Here is a 16,119-nt window from a genome sequence, read left to right as displayed (position 1 = left end):
CATGACCGAAGACGAACGTTACGAAGCGGGATTGAGCGTGCGCCGCGCGGTGCTTGGCGATGCGCACGTCACGCGCTCGCTTGAGAACCGCACGGATCTCACGACCGAATTCCAGAACCTGATAACGCGCTACGCATGGGGCGACATCTGGACGCGGCCCGGCTTGCCGCGCCATACCCGCAGCCTCCTGACCATTTCGATGATGGTCGCGCTCAACCGCAGCGAAGAACTGGCGCTGCATTTGCGGGCAGCGAAAAACAACGGCGTCACGCGTGAGGAAATCAAGGAAGTGCTGCTGCAGACCGCCATTTACTGTGGGGTACCGGCAGCAAACTCGGCGTTTCATCTGGCACAAAAGATCTTCGATGAGGACGATCGCGCGGCGTAGCAGTCGTCCTGGCAGTCAAACGAGATTCAGAAGCAGGGTGGAGATGAGCATGGCCTGACAAGGTGCCGTGCTGGATGTGTGGCGGTTGGTTGGATGTTGTTTGCATTTTGTTTGATCAGGACGGCGACGTGGTGAACCACGCCGCCGTCTTTGCATTTGGGGTAGCGGGTTTTGGTTTTTCTGACCTTGCGTGTCTGAACACGCGCTCGACGTTTTAGCTCATTCAGGATACTCGCAAGGCGCGTCCCGGGATATCTCATCCTGGGCACTGGTGCCAAATAAACACGAATAGTCCGGATAAAATGCTCGAATCCTCTATCGAATGGCCTATCTCCCGTCGTTTTAAGAGTTTACTGATAGGGGAAATTTATCTTGACCTGTCACAGTGGCACACGAGCGTGCTACCGGCTTTCTGCCTGACGGGAACCACATTGATCCGTGTCTGCTGGCTGCCGAGGCAAATCGGCGGCCATGTGCGTTCCTGCGCACGCTCAAGTCGCTGGTCCTGATCGATCGACCACCCGGGACCCGATGCCAAATGATTCCGAGGGCGCGTCCGCGCGTCCAAGACCTGAGAGAGCAAAAAAAATGAACAAGACGCAGCGCGTGGTATTGAAGAAGCAAAATGAGGTGTCCACTGGCCTGCGTGAGGCTGGCTCGCACGGTCTTTCGAAGATCGCGTGCTCCAGTCGGCGAACGAAAAAGGGCACCGCGATATTCCTGGCGCTCGCTCCATTCTCCTTGATGGCGGTGCCGCAAGTATCGAGCGCAGTGCTTGTCGACAACCTGGCGAAGGGTTCGAGCGAACGTGCTCAGGTCTATTCATCACAAGTGCGCGAGGCATTGAGCGCTGTTGCGCCACGTGCTTCCGGGCCGGGCAGTGAAGGTGCCGGCCGGGTTGCGGCGGTTGCCTTATCCGCGTCCAGCCTTACACCGGATCAGCTGATCGTATCCGGGCCAATCGACGGCTCAACGCCTACCGTAGCGACCGGTACGAACGCGGTTGCAATCGGCGTGAACGCGCACGCGAACGGGGACTATTCCGTTGCTGCCGGCTCATATGCGAGCGCGGCGACAGGCTCGGTGGCGCTCGGAGCAGGGGTGTCGGCATCGGGCAGTGAATCCACTGCACTCGGCGTTCGCACCAGTGTTTATTCGGACCATGGACTTGCCATGGGCTGGCGCACGTCCGTCAATGCAGACGCCACGGATTCCCTTGCAATTGGCTCGGGTGCGCAGGTTTATTCGGCGGCTGCCGGAGCGATTGGCAAGGATAACTCCGTGAATGGCGCGGGGACCTACGTGATTGGAAACAGTAACGTAGCATCAGGCGCGGATTCGTTCGTCCTGGGCAGCAACGTAACCGCGAGAGGACAGAACAGCATCGTGCTTGGCGCGAACAGCGACGGTTCGCTGGACAACGTGGTATCCGTGGGTGACGTCGGGTCGGAAAGGCGAATCGTGCATGTGGCGCCTGGGATCAGTGCAACGGACGCAGTCAACATGAGCCAGTTCAACGCGCTGGGCGAGAGGGCCAATGGATTTGTCGCGTATGACACTGCGGACAAGAGCATGGTGACGCTCGGGGGCCAACCGGGCGCACCTGCGGTAGCGCTCACCAACCTGAAGGCGGGCGCGTTGAGCGTACAAAGCAGCGACGCCGTCAACGGCGCCCAACTGAACGCGACCAATACGAACGTACAAGACGTTGCTGCCTCGCTCGCCACGCTGACCCGTGCGGAACCGTTGAAACTGTCGTACACGGACGACAGCAAATCGAACGTCGTGCTGGGCGGAACCGGCGGCACGATCTTGTCGAACGTGAAGGCGGGCGTCGCGGATCGGGACGCCGTGAACGTGGCGCAACTGAAAAGCGCAGGTCTGATCGACCCAACGGGTAATACGGTTGCTGCCATTACCTACGACTCAAAAGCGGATGGCTCGGTCAATCGAAGCAGCGTGACGCTGGGTGGTTCGGACGCCGTTTCGCCCGTCGCATTGCACAACGTCGCGGCCGGAGCCGTAAAAGCGGGCAGCACGGACGCGGTTAACGGTGACCAGTTGTTCCAGACGGCGCAACTTGTCGACGGCTTGCAGAACGGCGCCGCGCTCAAATACTTTGTATCGAACACAACGCTTGCCGCCGCATCCGCAAGTGGCCTCAACGCCACTGCGATCGGCGGTAATGCGCAAGCTGTTGCCGGCAACACGGTTGCCCTCGGCGCGAACTCGGTGGCGGACCGCTTGAATAGTGTGTCGGTGGGCGCGGCGGGCAATGAGCGGCAGATCACCAATGTCCAGGCAGGCACTGCCGACACAGATGCGGTCAACGTTGGGCAACTGAAGAGTGCCGGTCTGGTCGATCAGACCGGCAAGGCAGTCACCGCGTTGGCTTATGACAAGAACGCAAGCGGTGCGACGGATTTCGGCAACGTCACGCTCGGACAGGGCATTGCCGGCGGCACGGCAATCCATAACGTAGCCGCCGGCACGCTTGCCACAGACGCCGTGAACCTGGGTCAGTTGAACGATATCGTTAGCCATGTCAGCAACTTCGTGACATCAAGCAGCGCGCTTTATAGCGCGGCCGGCGATACATCAACCGAAGCGGCGACGGCGAGCGGCACGCATGCCGTCGCGATGGGCGCGAACGCCACGGCCAGCGCCGCTAATTCGGTGGCGCTGGGGGCGGGCTCGCTGGCGGATCGCGCGTCGTCGGTATCGGTGGGAGCGGTGGGCAGCGAGCGGCAGATCACCAACGTAGCGGCCGGTACGTCGGCAACTGACGCCGTCAACCTGAGCCAATTAAACCAGTCAGCCAGTTCCACGCTCAATCAGGCCAACAGTTATACCGATCAGCGCTTCAATAATACCGACCAGCAAATTCGCGACCTCGACCGCAACACGCGCAAGGGGATTGCGTCCGCGTCGGCGCTCAACGTCGTGACGCCGTACCTGCCGGGACGAACGACGCTGAATGCGGGTGTCGCGGCTTATCGCGGGCAGGCGGCAATGGGTATTGGCGTTTCGCGCTGGAATGACAAGGGCAACATCAACTTCAATGGCGGAGTGTCGTCGTCGGGTGGCAACAGCACCATTGTGCGTGCGGGCGTGGGTTACGTGTTCGGCAGCTGACCAGCGTAGCGAATTGAACATTGCCGCCGTCACGGGCGGTACGCACAGCAAGTCCACGGAGCTCGATGCGCCGTGGATGTCACCGGGTCGAACCATGAAAAACATTATCCTCGCCGCAGCCTGCATCTATGCGCTGGCGGGCTGCGCCAACACGGAATTGCGTGACAGCCTGGGCATCCAGGATCCAACCGTTCTGCAAACGGGGTTCGGCACGCAGCAAAGCACGCAAGCGGGTGCGGCTGTTGAGCCTTGGGCGAGCGTCTACGGGCAAATTGAGAAACCTCGTGAGGTGCTTGTACTACTGCAAGCACGACTCGACCAACTGGATGAACGCAAGGCCAATTATTTTGGCTACAAAGACCAATGCTGGATCGACGTGGCAAAAAGCGAGATCGATGCGGGAGATCGTTGGGGCTTTGTAGAAGAGTCTATCGGCGAGGCTGCGCACCTGACCGCCGGACTTGAAGGTACACAGCCGTTGTCGCCCGATAACCCATCGCTGCGGACGGTCGCAGTGCTGCGTCCGGACCTGACGACGAGTCTGCAGGCGATCATTGCCGATCCGCGGTTTATCTATTGCCCGCAGGCGCAAAAGCAGACAGCATGCGCCGAAGTCAAGTTGATGCACGCGGGCCATGATGCGTGGACCCGCCAGTTCGACAAGGCAAAAATCAAGGTCGACATGGTCGAGTCCACACTGGGTGAAGCGCGGCAGAGTCTTGACGGCTGCGTGATTCCGCGAGAGGACGTGGGTTCGTCCGACCCATTGCCCAAGCTGGTTGCGTTACCTGTCGACGCGTTGTTCGCGTTCAACGGCAGCAGCGTTGAATCCATCACATCGGAAGGCCGGGAGAGGCTCGATGGTTTGATCGCGGACGTGAAAGGAGACGGCGCCGTGTCGTCGATTACCGTGTCGGGTTTCACTGACCGCTTAGGCAGCGGGGCCCACAACCGGCGGCTCTCGCATCAGCGTGCCGAGACTGTCCGGCGTTATCTGGTATCGGGCGGCGTGACGACTGTGGTGCAGGCACGAGGTTACGGCCGGGCATCGCCGGGAACGGATTGCCGGATGCGCGACCGACGTGCGCTGGTGACTTGTCTGGCAAACGACCGGCGTGTCGAGTTGCGCTTTTTACACAAGGAAGATCAGGGGACGTGAAGGGGGGCGTGAAGGCGCACGTGAAGGCGCACGGATTCACTCATCCACGCGCGTGTCTCCGGGACGGTTAGTTTGAAACGTATTTTTGGAGGACGTGGACGTTGCTGTGCAGGACGGGCAAGCGGCGCTATTGGTGGTCGCACATATGCATGCTCGCGAGCACGCGGAATCGTGAGAACGCGAGCGCATGCTAATCGCGGCGAAGCCTTCGACGTATGCAGCGGCGGCTCGGCTATCAGGAGCCGCCGCAGCACATGCTCAGGGCCTAGAACGCATAGTAAGGACCATTGCCCGCTGGTGTCGCACTCGCTTCGATCGCGGTAAAGACGCGTCTCCCGAAGAAGAAGGGCAGGCCCCAGTCGAAGTAGTTGCTTGCGGGTCCCGCCAGATTGCTGAGCGCGCTGTTGCCGGTTGCGAATAGCGACGTTGCGTTGCCCATTGTGAACGTCACGTTGCTCGTTGCGCCATTGATGCCGGCAACAGTCGCAGTCAGGCTTTGCACGGCGGTTGGACAGAACCAGAAGCCGCACGCCGGCACGGAGCTCAGCGCGAAGAACAGGCCATTCGATCCGCTGTCGATGAAACTCGTGCTGTAGGTTTGCCCCTGAAAGGCGGTCGAAACAAATCCTGTTATCGAGTTGCTCGGGAGGACCTGAGCGCTGCCAAGCAGATTGTTCGACTGTGAGCCGATTCCGAACGTCATGGTGCCGGTGACACTCGCTGCGCCGGTGGCGGCGACCGCGGGAAGGTCGATGACAAGGCCGTTGTTGTCGGTGGCGAATCGGCTTATTGGATTGGTCACCTGCTGTGCAACCGGCAACGTAGCTGCTACGCACGCGCCCGACGAGCAGCCGTAGTACCAGCGTGGCAAGGCGGTCGTGGCGCAGCCGCTGCCGCAGTCGGCGGTGAACGGCCCTACGCCGAGAATACCGTTGCTTCGCAGCGCCGTAGCGGTCAGCATCGGCAGGCCCGAGTTACTGCAGTCCGTGGGCACGGCCGGAATAGCCGGGTCCGCGATGACCTGGATCGATGTCGCCGCTGCCACCTCGCCGGCCAGATGCACGTCGGCGGTCCGCACCGAACCCCATGTGTAACCCGAGCCGAATACGGTACAGCTTGCCGCGGTCGAACCCGAGCTGGCCGCAACGGAGGGCAGCACCACAGTTGGCGCGAGCGCGGAAGCAAGGATGCGTAATCCCTGCGATCCCGTATCCACCTGGATATTGTCGATCGTCTGGCATGTGCTTGTTCCCGGAACGCAGATCGTCACGCTGGTTTGCAACATGTTGCGAGTACCGGTCGCGATCTGTGCAACGGTAATAGGCAGCACGTTAGGCGTGGTCGACTGAGCGACCGTGTTGTTTGGCGCGCTCGCAGGTGCAGCAGGTTGGGCGGGTGTCGCGGCAGTAGGCGTGCTGGCAGCGGATGCTCCGCTCGATGCCAGCGGAGCACTTGCGGCAGTCGGGGAACTTGCCCCGGCTGCCGCGGCGCTCGTTGAATCATTACTGCCACCGCCGCCGCCACCACCGCAGCCGGACATCGTGACGCTAACGGCAACGATCGCCGTGATAAGTACGCAGGTCAGGTTTCGCATGGTTACCTCTAGTCAATGTCTGCTGCCGTGACGCCGGCCGGCAACGCGCTGGGGAGCCAGGCACGGCCGCTGAAGTCGCGCAAGCGCACTGCCGTTTCCACCATGAGATCACTGCTGCTCACCCTTGATGAGTGCAGCCCGCTCGCATTGGGTAGCGCCGCGCTCGCTTCTTGCGTATACCGGCCGAACCAGGTGCCGAGCAGTACCGCGATATCGGGCATGGCCGGGCCGTCCCAACTGACGGCATAGACCTGTCCCGAGGAAGACACGTACTGGCGCACACGAATCTGATTGGCATCGGTCGATTCCTGCCAGCGCGCCGCGCTGTTCGCGGCTTGATGCAATACCGGAGGAGCGGCATCCGCTGTGTTTGACGAACTCGATGTGCCCGTTGCAACGATCGCGACGGTGGCGCCAAGTTGTGCGTGTGCCGGTCCGCTTGCCGCAATCACCAGCGCGGCAGCAGTTGCCCGAAGAGGGGTGAGGGACTTGATGTGAGGCATGGTGTTACTCCGTTCTCGTGGCCGTTCTTGTTATCTATAATTAATTTTAGGATATGAGTGCCTCAAAAAACATGGATAGGAATTGTCTTGTGTGGTCTTTAAAAACGTCTCAAAAATTAGTTAAAAGTGCTTATTAAACAATGCGTTGGTTGCGAAAATTAGGCTAGGACAAAGCAAGAGCAATTGTCACAAATTGTCTTGATGGTCATCGCGAGAGCGATTTATGAGATTGAAGGTGGACTTCGGCGGACGAAAAAAGGAAGCCGGGCAGCACGTCGGAACGCATGTTCGGAAGCGTGCAGGAGTGGCCTGATTCGCCTGTCCGGATGCGCGATGCCCGTTCAAATTTCCCGGCATGGAATTCATGCCCGGGCGACCTCGCGGGTGCCGTGTCATCCGGGCCGTACAACGTCAGGGACACTGTTTTTGCACGACGGCGCGTCGGACCGGTAAAATGCTTGGTTGATCCACGGAAAACGCCGTGGCGTAGCGGAAGGATTTCCCAAACATGACAGATTTTCGTGTGAACAAGCCCGCTTTGAAGGTCGCAGCCCTCTTGATGGTGGGAGGCCTTGTTGCCGGATGCGGTACGTCGTCTCCCGATGCAATCAATTACAAGAGCGATGCCCGGGCAAAACAGGCTTCCCTAGCTGTTCCGCCCAATCTGCTCGACGAAACGGGGGATCAGCGCTCTTTGCCGCCGCAGGGCGGGCAGGCGTCGCTATCGGACCTCCAGCAAGTGCAGAAGGTCGCGCCGAACGCGCCTACGGTCATCCCGCCCGTGTCAGGCATGCATATTCAGCGTGATGGCACGGAGCGCTGGCTGGTCATCGACACCAGGGCGCCAGATCAGGTCTGGCCGCAGATTCGTCGTTTCTGGCAGGAACAGGGCTTCCTGCTCGTCGTGGACGCGCGTGACAAGGGCGTCATGGAAACCGACTGGAACGAAACCCATCCGCAGATCTCGGACGGGCTGATTCGCAATACGCTTTCAATGGCAACAGGCAACTCATACGTTGCCGCCGAACGCAACAAATACCGCACCCGGCTCGAGGCAGCGCCGAACGGCGGAACGTATGTGTTCATCAGTCAGAAGGGCATGCGCGAGGCGCTGACGGGAACCAATAACGATCAAAGCCAGTGGCAGGCCAAGCCTAACGATCCCGCCCTGGAAGGCGAATACCTCAAGCGCTTGATGGCTAACCTTGCACTGGCCGACGCGCGTCAGGCCAGCGGCCAGACCGGCGCGACCGACGCTGCCATGGCTGCGGCCGCGGCAGCGAGCTCGCCCGCGTCCACTACTGCAGCGCAGAGGGCGGCACAGAACGTCGCCCTCGCGGCGCAGACGCCGATCCAGGAAGACGTGGTGCCCGAAGCCAGCTCGGTTGAGATCAACGTGCCGGAGCCCTACGATCGTGCCTGGCTGCGTGTGGGTCTGGCGCTCGACCGTACGAACTTCACCGTCGACGACCGTGATCGTGGCCGCGGCATTTATTTCGTCCGGTATGTCGACCCGAAGGACATGACGTCGGCGGAGCAGGGCTTCTGGAACCAGGTGTTCCACGGTAAGAAAGAGAAGCTACCCAAGAACTACGAGATCAACGTGCGCGCGCTGACAGAGACACAGACGCGTGTGTCGATCATCGACAGCAAGGGTAACGTCGATTCCTCGCCGCAAGCGCGCCAGATCATGGGCTTGCTCGACGACCAGTTGCATTGAAGCGCACCGCAGAGTTTCTGCGGACTGGTTCAGGAGGCTGAGTCAGCAGGTTGAATCAGTAAGCTGAATGTCACCGAAAGACCGCGCGTAATGCTTGACCCGCGACTAACCCGCCTGAAGTTCAGGCGGGTTTTTTTGCGTCCGAAATTAGTTGAAGCACTTGATGAAAATGCCTTTTGCGTTCAAATGCGCGGTAACGCGCGCGAGTGAACATGGTCTCCGCGTTACGCTTCGGGCGAAGGACCTTTGAGGGAAGGAAGCGGATCTTTCATGATGCCGGTGTCACGTTACAGCAGTAGTTACATTGTTCGGTCGGGCGCTGTTTCTACTTTTTTATGTGCGGGAAAGCTTATAGGAATCAATCGCATAGGGATTACATTGCATCTGTGGCATGTAATCTGCATGGTGCCTGCGCGAAGCGGCGTACGTGCTTCACGTCGCCATATGTCACCAATTTTCTTTTCACGAATTGCGGTCCGCTGGCCAAGCGGATCTCGATGGCCCCGTCGCCTATCCTCGTAGGGCGACGGCTTTTGCCCGCGCTCCCCAAAGGGAACGCGGGCTTTTTTCTGGTCCATTCAAAAGCCGTTTCAGCGAGCGTGTGACGTCGACGCTATGCTTGATCCTTTAATCTGGAGTCAAGTCATGACGGAAATCGCCGTGGTCGCAACATTCGTCGCCAAACCGGGCAACGAAGACAAACTGAAGGAAGCGCTACAGGGCATCGTGGCGCCGACGCTCAAGGAACCAGGCGCGGTGCAATATGACCTGCATCGCGACATCAAGGAACCACGTCGGTTCGTATTCTTCGAGCGCTGGCTAAGCGAGGCGGCTCTGGCCGAACACAATCAAACGCCGCACATCCAGGCGCTCGGCAAAACACTGCCGGACCTGATCGAGCACGGTGAAATTAACGTAGTGGCAAAGCTCTGAGCCGCTGAATCGGGCACGCGGTCACCGGTGCGTCCGCGCGGCAATGTCTCCGTGCTTGGTGGCCCTAACCCGCGGCCCTGACAACACCACAGCCTTTACCTCGCCAGCCCTTAATGAGTCTCGTGCGGCACGTCGAGAATCAGGATGATGGTCCAGTCGGCGTCGCCGTCATGATGGTACTGACGTTCGGCCACGATAAACGGCTGTTGTTTGCCGTCCGGGCCAAGAAACAGCACGTCGCCTTCCATGGGCAGGCACTCCACGGGCGGCAGCGCGAGATATGCGTCCTTGTCCTTTGCGTTACGCGGCATCAGCTTTTCAATCTTGCGTGATGCTGCTTCGGTCCATTCAATATCCAGCTGGATGTTGCTCATACGATCCTCCGCACACGGGTGCGATTCAATTTATCGACGCGGAATGTAGCATACGCCGTGGCGGTGAACGCATAGTCGCCTGAAGTCGTCGATAACGAACAAAAGCCGGATACAACGCGTCGTGCGTCGTATCCGGCTTTTTTCGTCCAACGGCTAACGTTTGCGTGCCGTTGCGACGCATAAACGCGATTGCTTATTCGGCCGTGCCTTTCGAATGCTTCATGCCCGACTTCTTGTGATGCGTGGCGCCCTTGTGCATCGGCATTTCGGTCTGCATGTTCGACTGGCGTGCCTGCAGGTCCTGCGCGCGCTGCTCGATATCCGAGATTTTGGCCGGATCCGTACTCATCATGACGCCCTGATCGGATTGCGCAAACGCCGCGCTGGTCATTGCGCTCAGGGAAAACAAGACTGCCAGGGACATTTTCTTCATTGTTACCTCCATAGACTCGTTGAACCCGGGTTGGCCTGTCCCGATTGGCGAGACATTACACGCTGCGTAGCAAATACCGATCCTGCCCGCGAATCGTTACATGTAGTTACAGTGCCGTCACATTTCAGCAATGACACTGCGGTTCGACTCTAACAGAGCATCAGCCCGGCCAGTCGATTGACTGAACCGGCGATAATACCGGCGAAGCGCATTGCTTTCTAGTACTGAATTTCGAGATGGGTAACGACCTTGACACATGACCGATAACACCAGGTCGCTTCAAGCTTCGATTCAATATAGCCCCAATCTCCGGTACACCCGAAAGCGTGCGACGCCGACCAGTTCATGCAGGGCAGTTTCAGTATCGATGAAACCGCGCCGGCGGGGAAAGAATGTCGCTTCGGATTGCCGCACATTGCTGGTGAACGCTTGCGTGTCGAGGCCAAAAGCGCTGAAGGCAAGCAATGACCGTTGCATGTGATAAGCGGACGTAATCAGCACCAGGGTTTCGTCGCGTTCCGGCTGCACGATGCTCGCGACATTGCGAGCGTTCTGGTACGTATTGAGGCTTTCGTTTTCGAGCACGAGATCGCTGGCGCTTACGCCGCGAGCGAGCAGGAAGGGCGCATAATTATCAGCTTCGGCTTGTTCATGATGCTGTGGATTGCCGCCGCTTACGATCACACGGCAGGCGCCGCCCGCGCGCCGGCACTCACGATACAGCTCGGCTGTGACAACAATACGCGTGAACGCATCACGTTTTGGAACCAGGCGTTTGTCGTCGTCGTAACGCGTGCCGCCGCCCAGCAGGATAAAAGTCGTTCGCGATGCGAAATGCACGTCCCGCGGTCTCGACTTCTCTTCGAACCCGCGCTGCGCAAGGTGAAGCAGCGGCGCCGCGAGCCAACTCGCGCCCAGCGCCCAGAACAGCACGGCGCAAACAAGCGCGACCGCGCGCCGGCGTTGTCGCCAAACTGCGAACAGTGCAAAGAAAAGCAGCAATAAAGTTATAAGAACCAATTTGGTTTGAGGTAACGTATAGGTTTTCGAGATAATCCGCTTCGTGGTCATCGCATTCGTGAGAATGCATCGCCGGAACTGCGGAACGCGTGGTGTAGTGCGCGTTTAACGGGCGCTCGGAATTATAAGTAGCGGTAAGCAGAAATAAGCAGCACCTAGCGCAAGCGGCGGCTGCGAGTTCCGGTCAGGGGCCGCGAAGTCGGCATTTTGACTGGTTTCGGGGCGTGCCGCGTTTAGTCGGTGCCGCTGGCAGTCAGTTACTGCCATGTGGCGCCGTCACGGCTGCACTGGAAGATATAACGAGATGACCACGTATTCAAACGAAGCCGTACTCGAAGCGCTCCGGCGAGCTCAGTATCGTCAAGTTCCGTGGGCAAGACGCCCTAACGTTTTCAGCCATCTACGCGACCTGGGCCTGCTGGAACTGGTCCGGCAACGCACCGTTGCACCCGCTCCCGGTTTTCACGCGCCCGTGGACATTGCGGTAGTAACCGAGCGGGGCAAATTCGAATTTTCCCGGCTCGCGCGAGACGAGCGTTCGATGGACTGGGACCTGCATCGCGCAGCGCCTTATTCTCCGGCCGTCATTCAGGAACCCCTGGCCGAAGCACGCGCTTAAAGCGCTTCCAACCTTCGCGCTGAAGCAGTCTCGCGCGTCGAGCGCTCCAGTGCCGGGCAAACGGTTGCGGCCGCGGTAGCGCCACTTCTGCGTCGAATGGGTCAGGCTGTGAAAGCGGCACGCTCATGACAGCGGCAAAATTCCGACAAAAAAAAGCCCGTATCACGAGGATACGGGCGTACCGGATCTACTGCTGCCACGCTGTGCTCATGGCATAAGGTCGGACTGGCGCGATGAGGAAGGGTTCCCGGAAGGGCACTCCATCGACCGAATATGATTTCATTGCGCAGTATGCCGGTGGCTTTGCACGCTTGTCCGGTGACTTGTGCGTTTCGACCGCTCCTCAGTGCTTACGCGGGCGACCTCCGCGATCCGGTTCCGGCCGTGCTCGCGCATTACTCGCGATATCGCCTCGCAAATCCCCGCGCGGCGCGGTTTCGGTCATATCGCTGCCACGCACTGGCTCCTTCCTCCAGGCTTGCGGACTGGCTTGCGTATCCGCGCGCAGCGCGAAGTTGCCCGCAGCCGGTTCCGCGTGCACCGTAATTGCCGCCCCCAGCGATGAAAGCACAATGCCGCATACCACCAGTGACATTGGTTTCATGATGAAAACTCCCCTTCGGACCGGTATTGGTCCGCTAGCCAATTTCACAAGCTATGCCAGCGCACGAAAGCATGCTGTAAATATTGGTAAAGAGTTGTTTCCCGGGTTTCCTGGCTGGGCGCAACAAATCGTCGCGGGGCGCATGTTTGAGCGACCGCAACGTCAATGTGCGTGGAGATAGTGCACGCCATGCGCTCCCTTTCGATGAACGAAAGGCGAGCGCCTGCCGGCAGATTTTTGACTGACTAAACGGTCTGCGAGTGCAGACCGGTGGCTCATCACTCGAGGAGAGACATCGGTGGGAGCCGGGATAAAACGCAGGAAACCTGCGCGCGGGTGCTTCGCATAAATTTAGCCGCACAGCCTGGCCGTACAGCGACCGACCATGCCGCTTACCGCATTGGGCCGGCTGTCAGGCCATCTTGACCGGCGCGCGCCACGATTCCGGATTCGTCCAGAATGCGCCACGCAGACGGTCGCGGCTCGGCGGTGCAGGCGGTTTCGCGGCGGTGGAACCGATCCGGCCCCGCAACGACACCTCACGACCATTGCTGCCCAGCCGTTTCACGATTTCGGCGAGCGTACCATCTGCTTGCCATTCGTCGAACCGTCGACGGCAAGTCGGCGGCGACGGGTAGCGGCCCGGCAACTTCGACCAGCCTTCGCCCGTGGACAGGACCCACAACACGGCATTGACAACAGCGCGTGCTTCCACACGCGGACGGCCGCGCCGTTCGCTGCGTGCCGGTTCTGCGCAAAACAAGGCCTCTACCAGCGCCCACTCGTTATCTCTTAGATCGTCGAACATCATGTTTCACCTCAGCGAAGCTAACCCCGGTGCGCTGCCCCGCGCCGCGCACTCTGGTCGGAATTCGAAGATCGAACCCAGGTAAGGTCGGAGCAGACATTGCGACGGACGATTTGCGTTTAAAACTGCAATGGCGCCGACCTCTGCGCAAGTAAATGCGAGAACCGTGCCATGCGTGTATCGATCGGCCGGAAAGCCTCGCGGCAGTAGGCTGGCGCGGTGCCAGCATGGGCCGTATGAGACGCTATAAGTGCAGTTAATGAAATCGGGACAATCACCAATCAAGTGCAATAAGCCCATCCTGCGTGCGCGAATGCATTTCTGCTGCACCGCAGCGCGCCCCTTGATGAAACCGTTTTCTTGACCGACCTTGATCTACAATTTGCATCTATGAGATGGATTGATGAGGGAAGGGTATGAGCCGAGCGCTCAATGTGACGTTGCGCCAGCTACGCGTGTTTATTGAAGTCGCCAGGCTGCAAAGCTTTAGCCGCGCCGGCGATGAAATCGGCCTGACGCAGTCGGCGGTGAGCCGGTGCGTGCGTGAGCTCGAGGGGGAAATCGGGCTGAAGCTGGTCGACCGGACCACCCGCGAGGTGCAACTCACCGACGTTGGCACGAATCTCGTGGGCAGCGTGTCGCGGCTGCTCTCGGACCTTGATGAAGCACTCCGCGAAATCCGCGATCTCGGTCAGCAACGGCGCGGACGGGTCATTGTCGCGGCCAGTCCGACCGTGGCGTGCCGTCTGATGCCGCTCGTCATTTCGGCCTGTGTCCGGGAATTTCCGTTGATTTCACTGGGTTTGCGTGACGACCTCCAGAGCGACGTGATTCGCAAGGTCAAATCGGGCGAGGTCGATTTCGGTGTGGCGATCGGCCCCTACGCCAATGACGACCTGTATGGGGAAGTCGTGATGACCGACTCGTTTTGCGCGGTTGCGAGACGGGATCATCCTCTTGCCGCGGCGCAGGAGGTACCGTGGGCCGCATTGTCCGGCGAACGTCTGGTCATGCTGGACCATGCTTCCGGAAGCCGTCCGATTATCGATGCCGTGCTGCGTGAGCATCATGTCATTGCCGACGTGGTGCAGGAGCTGGGTCATTCCGCTACGGTGTTCGGGCTGGTGGAGGCGGGTGTCGGCATTAGCGTGCTGCCGTGGCTGGCCCTGCCGTTGCCGGCGAACTCGTCACTGGTCGCGTTACCGTTGGTGCCGCGGGTCGAGCGAACCGTCGAGCTGGTGCGGCGGCGCGACCGGTCGTTGTCGCCTGCCGCCGAGTCGGTGTGGGGCCTGGTCGCCGGATTGCCGAAACGCGTTGAAGAACTGGCTTAGCCGATCGCTCGATCGGGTTGGTCTCCAAGTGAGTGGGCCATTCCCGCGCGATATCAGCGGTTTGCGCTATTGCAGATCAACCCAAGCCCGCGAAAGGGTGCAAGAACTGGCCTGATGGCTAACGCGCGCTCCGTACAGCGCTTTTCGGAGGTCATCGCGTTAGACTTTCGCTTTATATCGGTGGAGGCGGCAATGAGCGAGTCTGAAGGGGCGGTTATCTCGGAACTGGGTGCGCTGGCAAATGCACATACAAGCGCACATGTAAGCGCACAGGCCGAAGGCGAACGTGTGCCGAATGCACGTGACGCCGTCCGTGCGTTGCGCCCGTCGCAGATTCGTGAGGTCGCCAATGCGGGTTTCGGTGTCCCGGACGTGCTGCCTTTCTGGTTCGGCGAATCCGATCAGGTCACGCCGCTGTTCATCCGCGACGCCGCCAGCCGTGCGCTTGCCGACGGTGCAACCTTCTATACGCACAATCTGGGCATCGCGCCGCTGCGCGAAGCGCTTGCCGGCTACGTTGGCAAGCTGCATGGCGCCACCCGGCCAGCTGAAATTGCCGTGACAAGCGCTGGCGTCAACGCACTGATGCTGGCGACGCAGCTGGTCGCAGGCGCAGGCGACCGTGTGGTGGCGGTCACCCCGCTGTGGCCGAATCTCGTGGAAATTCCCAAGATTCTCGGCGCTACAGTGGAAACGGTCGCGTTGACCTATGGCGCCAACGGCTGGACGCTCGATCTCGACCGGCTGCTGGCTGCTCTCACGCCCGGCACGCGCATGTTGATGATCAACTCGCCGAATAATCCCACCGGCTGGGTCATGACACGCGAGCAGCAGCAGGCAGTGCTTGACCGGTGCCGGCAGCTTGGCATCTGGCTGGTCGCCGACGAAGTCTACGAGCGCCTCTATTACGGCGATGACGCCGCGGTCGCTCCTTCGTTCCTCGATCTGGCAAGCCGTGACGAACGGGTAATAGCAGTGAATTCGTTCTCGAAGGCCTGGCTGATGACGGGCTGGCGGCTCGGCTGGATCGTCGCGCCCGAGCGCCTGATGGAGGATCTCGGCAAGCTGGTCGAGTACAACACCTCTTGTGCGCCTTCGTTCGTCCAGATGGCCGGGATCGCTGCGGTGCGGGACGGCGAGCAATTTACACAAGCGCTGGTCGCCGACTTGCGCGCCAGCCGCGATTACCTTGTGACGGCATTGCAGCGGATTCCGGGTATCGATGTGCGGGCGCCAGCCGGTTCCATGTACTTGTTTTTCAGGCTGCCGGGTGCGAACCGCAGCCTGGAGCTGTGCAAGGCGCTTGTGCGCGAGAGCGCGCTCGGACTTGCGCCTGGCAGCGCATTCGGTCCAGAAGGAGAGGGGTTTGTGCGCTGGTGCTACGCTTGCGACACTGCCCGCCTGGACGCCGGGGTTGCACGTCTGCGAGCGTTCATGGAAGCGCACCCGGCCGGGTGAGCGGGTACGCGGCTAGGGGCTGCAGGTTGGCGGAGAGCAA

Annotated in this window: 15 protein-coding genes; 8 read left to right on the top strand and 7 right to left on the bottom strand. The window is 60.1% G+C overall.

The genetic code is table 11. The features are described 5' to 3' along the window. Position 1: 1 nt before the first annotated feature. The 3 genes from pcaC (at position 2) to ACSQ8V_RS11690 (ending at position 4,682) form a co-directional block, all read left to right on the top strand. Positions 2-388, top strand: a complete 387-nt coding sequence (gene pcaC, locus ACSQ8V_RS11700; RefSeq protein WP_165091834.1) for a 4-carboxymuconolactone decarboxylase — start codon at positions 2-4, stop codon at positions 386-388. A 588-nt stretch (positions 389-976) separates the two neighbouring features. Continuing rightward, positions 977-3,523 (top strand): YadA family autotransporter adhesin, encoded by a 2,547-nt coding sequence (locus ACSQ8V_RS11695; RefSeq protein WP_436205815.1) that lies wholly within the window; start codon positions 977-979, stop codon positions 3,521-3,523. Positions 3,524-3,617: 94 nt separating this feature from the next. After that, a complete protein-coding gene (locus tag ACSQ8V_RS11690; RefSeq protein WP_436205814.1) occupies positions 3,618-4,682 on the top strand; it encodes an OmpA family protein in 1,065 nt (354 codons plus the stop codon). A 265-nt stretch (positions 4,683-4,947) separates the two neighbouring features. On the opposite strand, the gene ACSQ8V_RS11685 is transcribed toward ACSQ8V_RS11690, so the two are convergent. After that, positions 4,948-6,276 (bottom strand): DUF3443 domain-containing protein, encoded by a 1,329-nt coding sequence (locus ACSQ8V_RS11685; RefSeq protein ID WP_436205813.1) that lies wholly within the window; start codon positions 6,274-6,276, stop codon positions 4,948-4,950. 8 nt (positions 6,277-6,284) lie between these two features. Beyond that, positions 6,285-6,779, bottom strand: a complete 495-nt coding sequence (locus ACSQ8V_RS11680; protein WP_213761678.1) for a DUF2844 domain-containing protein — start codon at positions 6,777-6,779, stop codon at positions 6,285-6,287. 508 nt (positions 6,780-7,287) lie between these two features. Between ACSQ8V_RS11680 and bamC the strand changes: the two genes are divergently transcribed. Next, positions 7,288-8,499 (top strand): outer membrane protein assembly factor BamC, encoded by a 1,212-nt coding sequence (gene bamC / locus ACSQ8V_RS11675; protein WP_213761677.1) that lies wholly within the window; start codon positions 7,288-7,290, stop codon positions 8,497-8,499. A 645-nt stretch (positions 8,500-9,144) separates the two neighbouring features. Beyond that, positions 9,145-9,432, top strand: coding sequence for a putative quinol monooxygenase (locus ACSQ8V_RS11670; protein WP_213761676.1), 288 nt, complete (start codon positions 9,145-9,147; stop codon positions 9,430-9,432). Positions 9,433-9,542: 110 nt separating this feature from the next. Here ACSQ8V_RS11670 and ACSQ8V_RS11665 read toward each other — a convergent pair whose 3' ends face one another. From ACSQ8V_RS11665 to ACSQ8V_RS11655, 3 genes are all read right to left on the bottom strand, one after another. Further along, positions 9,543-9,806, bottom strand: coding sequence for a hypothetical protein (locus tag ACSQ8V_RS11665; protein ID WP_031358965.1), 264 nt, complete (start codon positions 9,804-9,806; stop codon positions 9,543-9,545). Between the two features lie 193 nt (positions 9,807-9,999). Next, entirely contained in the window at positions 10,000-10,239 is a 240-nt protein-coding gene (locus ACSQ8V_RS11660; protein ID WP_213761675.1) for a hypothetical protein, read from the bottom strand. Between the two features lie 291 nt (positions 10,240-10,530). Next, positions 10,531-11,259, bottom strand: coding sequence for a YdcF family protein (locus ACSQ8V_RS11655; protein WP_436205812.1), 729 nt, complete (start codon positions 11,257-11,259; stop codon positions 10,531-10,533). A gap of 304 nt (positions 11,260-11,563) precedes the next feature. Between ACSQ8V_RS11655 and ACSQ8V_RS11650 the strand changes: the two genes are divergently transcribed. Next, positions 11,564-11,878 (top strand): hypothetical protein, encoded by a 315-nt coding sequence (locus tag ACSQ8V_RS11650; RefSeq protein ID WP_213761673.1) that lies wholly within the window; start codon positions 11,564-11,566, stop codon positions 11,876-11,878. A 343-nt stretch (positions 11,879-12,221) separates the two neighbouring features. Here ACSQ8V_RS11650 and ACSQ8V_RS11645 read toward each other — a convergent pair whose 3' ends face one another. Both ACSQ8V_RS11645 and ACSQ8V_RS11640 read right to left on the bottom strand, forming a co-directional pair. Beyond that, complete coding sequence (locus tag ACSQ8V_RS11645; RefSeq protein ID WP_436182021.1) at positions 12,222-12,482, bottom strand: hypothetical protein; 261 nt, start codon at positions 12,480-12,482, stop codon at positions 12,222-12,224. 412 nt (positions 12,483-12,894) lie between these two features. After that, positions 12,895-13,293 (bottom strand): transposase, encoded by a 399-nt coding sequence (locus tag ACSQ8V_RS11640; protein ID WP_213761671.1) that lies wholly within the window; start codon positions 13,291-13,293, stop codon positions 12,895-12,897. Between the two features lie 413 nt (positions 13,294-13,706). Between ACSQ8V_RS11640 and ACSQ8V_RS11635 the strand changes: the two genes are divergently transcribed. Then, a complete protein-coding gene (locus tag ACSQ8V_RS11635; RefSeq protein WP_436182020.1) occupies positions 13,707-14,621 on the top strand; it encodes a LysR substrate-binding domain-containing protein in 915 nt (304 codons plus the stop codon). Between the two features lie 192 nt (positions 14,622-14,813). Then, a complete protein-coding gene (locus tag ACSQ8V_RS11630) occupies positions 14,814-16,079 on the top strand; it encodes a pyridoxal phosphate-dependent aminotransferase (protein ID WP_436182019.1) in 1,266 nt (421 codons plus the stop codon). Positions 16,080-16,119 lie beyond the last annotated feature (40 nt).

Origin of the sequence: Caballeronia sp. LjRoot31, assembly GCF_964253885.1 — a bacterium.
Lineage (GTDB): Bacteria > Pseudomonadota > Gammaproteobacteria > Burkholderiales > Burkholderiaceae > Caballeronia.
Note: the sequence above shows the minus strand (reverse complement) of the source record. Positions and strands in the feature narration are given on the sequence as shown.

Coding starts and splice junctions, on each gene's coding strand:
- ACSQ8V_RS11645 (WP_436182021.1), bottom strand. CDS start 12,482: ATGAAACCAATGTCACTGGTGGTATGCGGCATTGTGCTTTCATCGCTG.
- ACSQ8V_RS11660 (WP_213761675.1), bottom strand. CDS start 10,239: ATGAAGAAAATGTCCCTGGCAGTCTTGTTTTCCCTGAGCGCAATGACC.
- ACSQ8V_RS11695 (WP_436205815.1), top strand. CDS start 977: ATGAACAAGACGCAGCGCGTGGTATTGAAGAAGCAAAATGAGGTGTCC.
- ACSQ8V_RS11635 (WP_436182020.1), top strand. CDS start 13,707: ATGAGCCGAGCGCTCAATGTGACGTTGCGCCAGCTACGCGTGTTTATT.
- ACSQ8V_RS11690 (WP_436205814.1), top strand. CDS start 3,618: ATGAAAAACATTATCCTCGCCGCAGCCTGCATCTATGCGCTGGCGGGC.
- ACSQ8V_RS11665 (WP_031358965.1), bottom strand. CDS start 9,806: ATGAGCAACATCCAGCTGGATATTGAATGGACCGAAGCAGCATCACGC.
- ACSQ8V_RS11670 (WP_213761676.1), top strand. CDS start 9,145: ATGACGGAAATCGCCGTGGTCGCAACATTCGTCGCCAAACCGGGCAAC.
- ACSQ8V_RS11685 (WP_436205813.1), bottom strand. CDS start 6,276: ATGCGAAACCTGACCTGCGTACTTATCACGGCGATCGTTGCCGTTAGC.
- ACSQ8V_RS11680 (WP_213761678.1), bottom strand. CDS start 6,779: ATGCCTCACATCAAGTCCCTCACCCCTCTTCGGGCAACTGCTGCCGCG.
- ACSQ8V_RS11640 (WP_213761671.1), bottom strand. CDS start 13,293: ATGATGTTCGACGATCTAAGAGATAACGAGTGGGCGCTGGTAGAGGCC.
- bamC (WP_213761677.1), top strand. CDS start 7,288: ATGACAGATTTTCGTGTGAACAAGCCCGCTTTGAAGGTCGCAGCCCTC.
- ACSQ8V_RS11650 (WP_213761673.1), top strand. CDS start 11,564: ATGACCACGTATTCAAACGAAGCCGTACTCGAAGCGCTCCGGCGAGCT.
- ACSQ8V_RS11630 (WP_436182019.1), top strand. CDS start 14,814: ATGAGCGAGTCTGAAGGGGCGGTTATCTCGGAACTGGGTGCGCTGGCA.
- pcaC (WP_165091834.1), top strand. CDS start 2: ATGACCGAAGACGAACGTTACGAAGCGGGATTGAGCGTGCGCCGCGCG.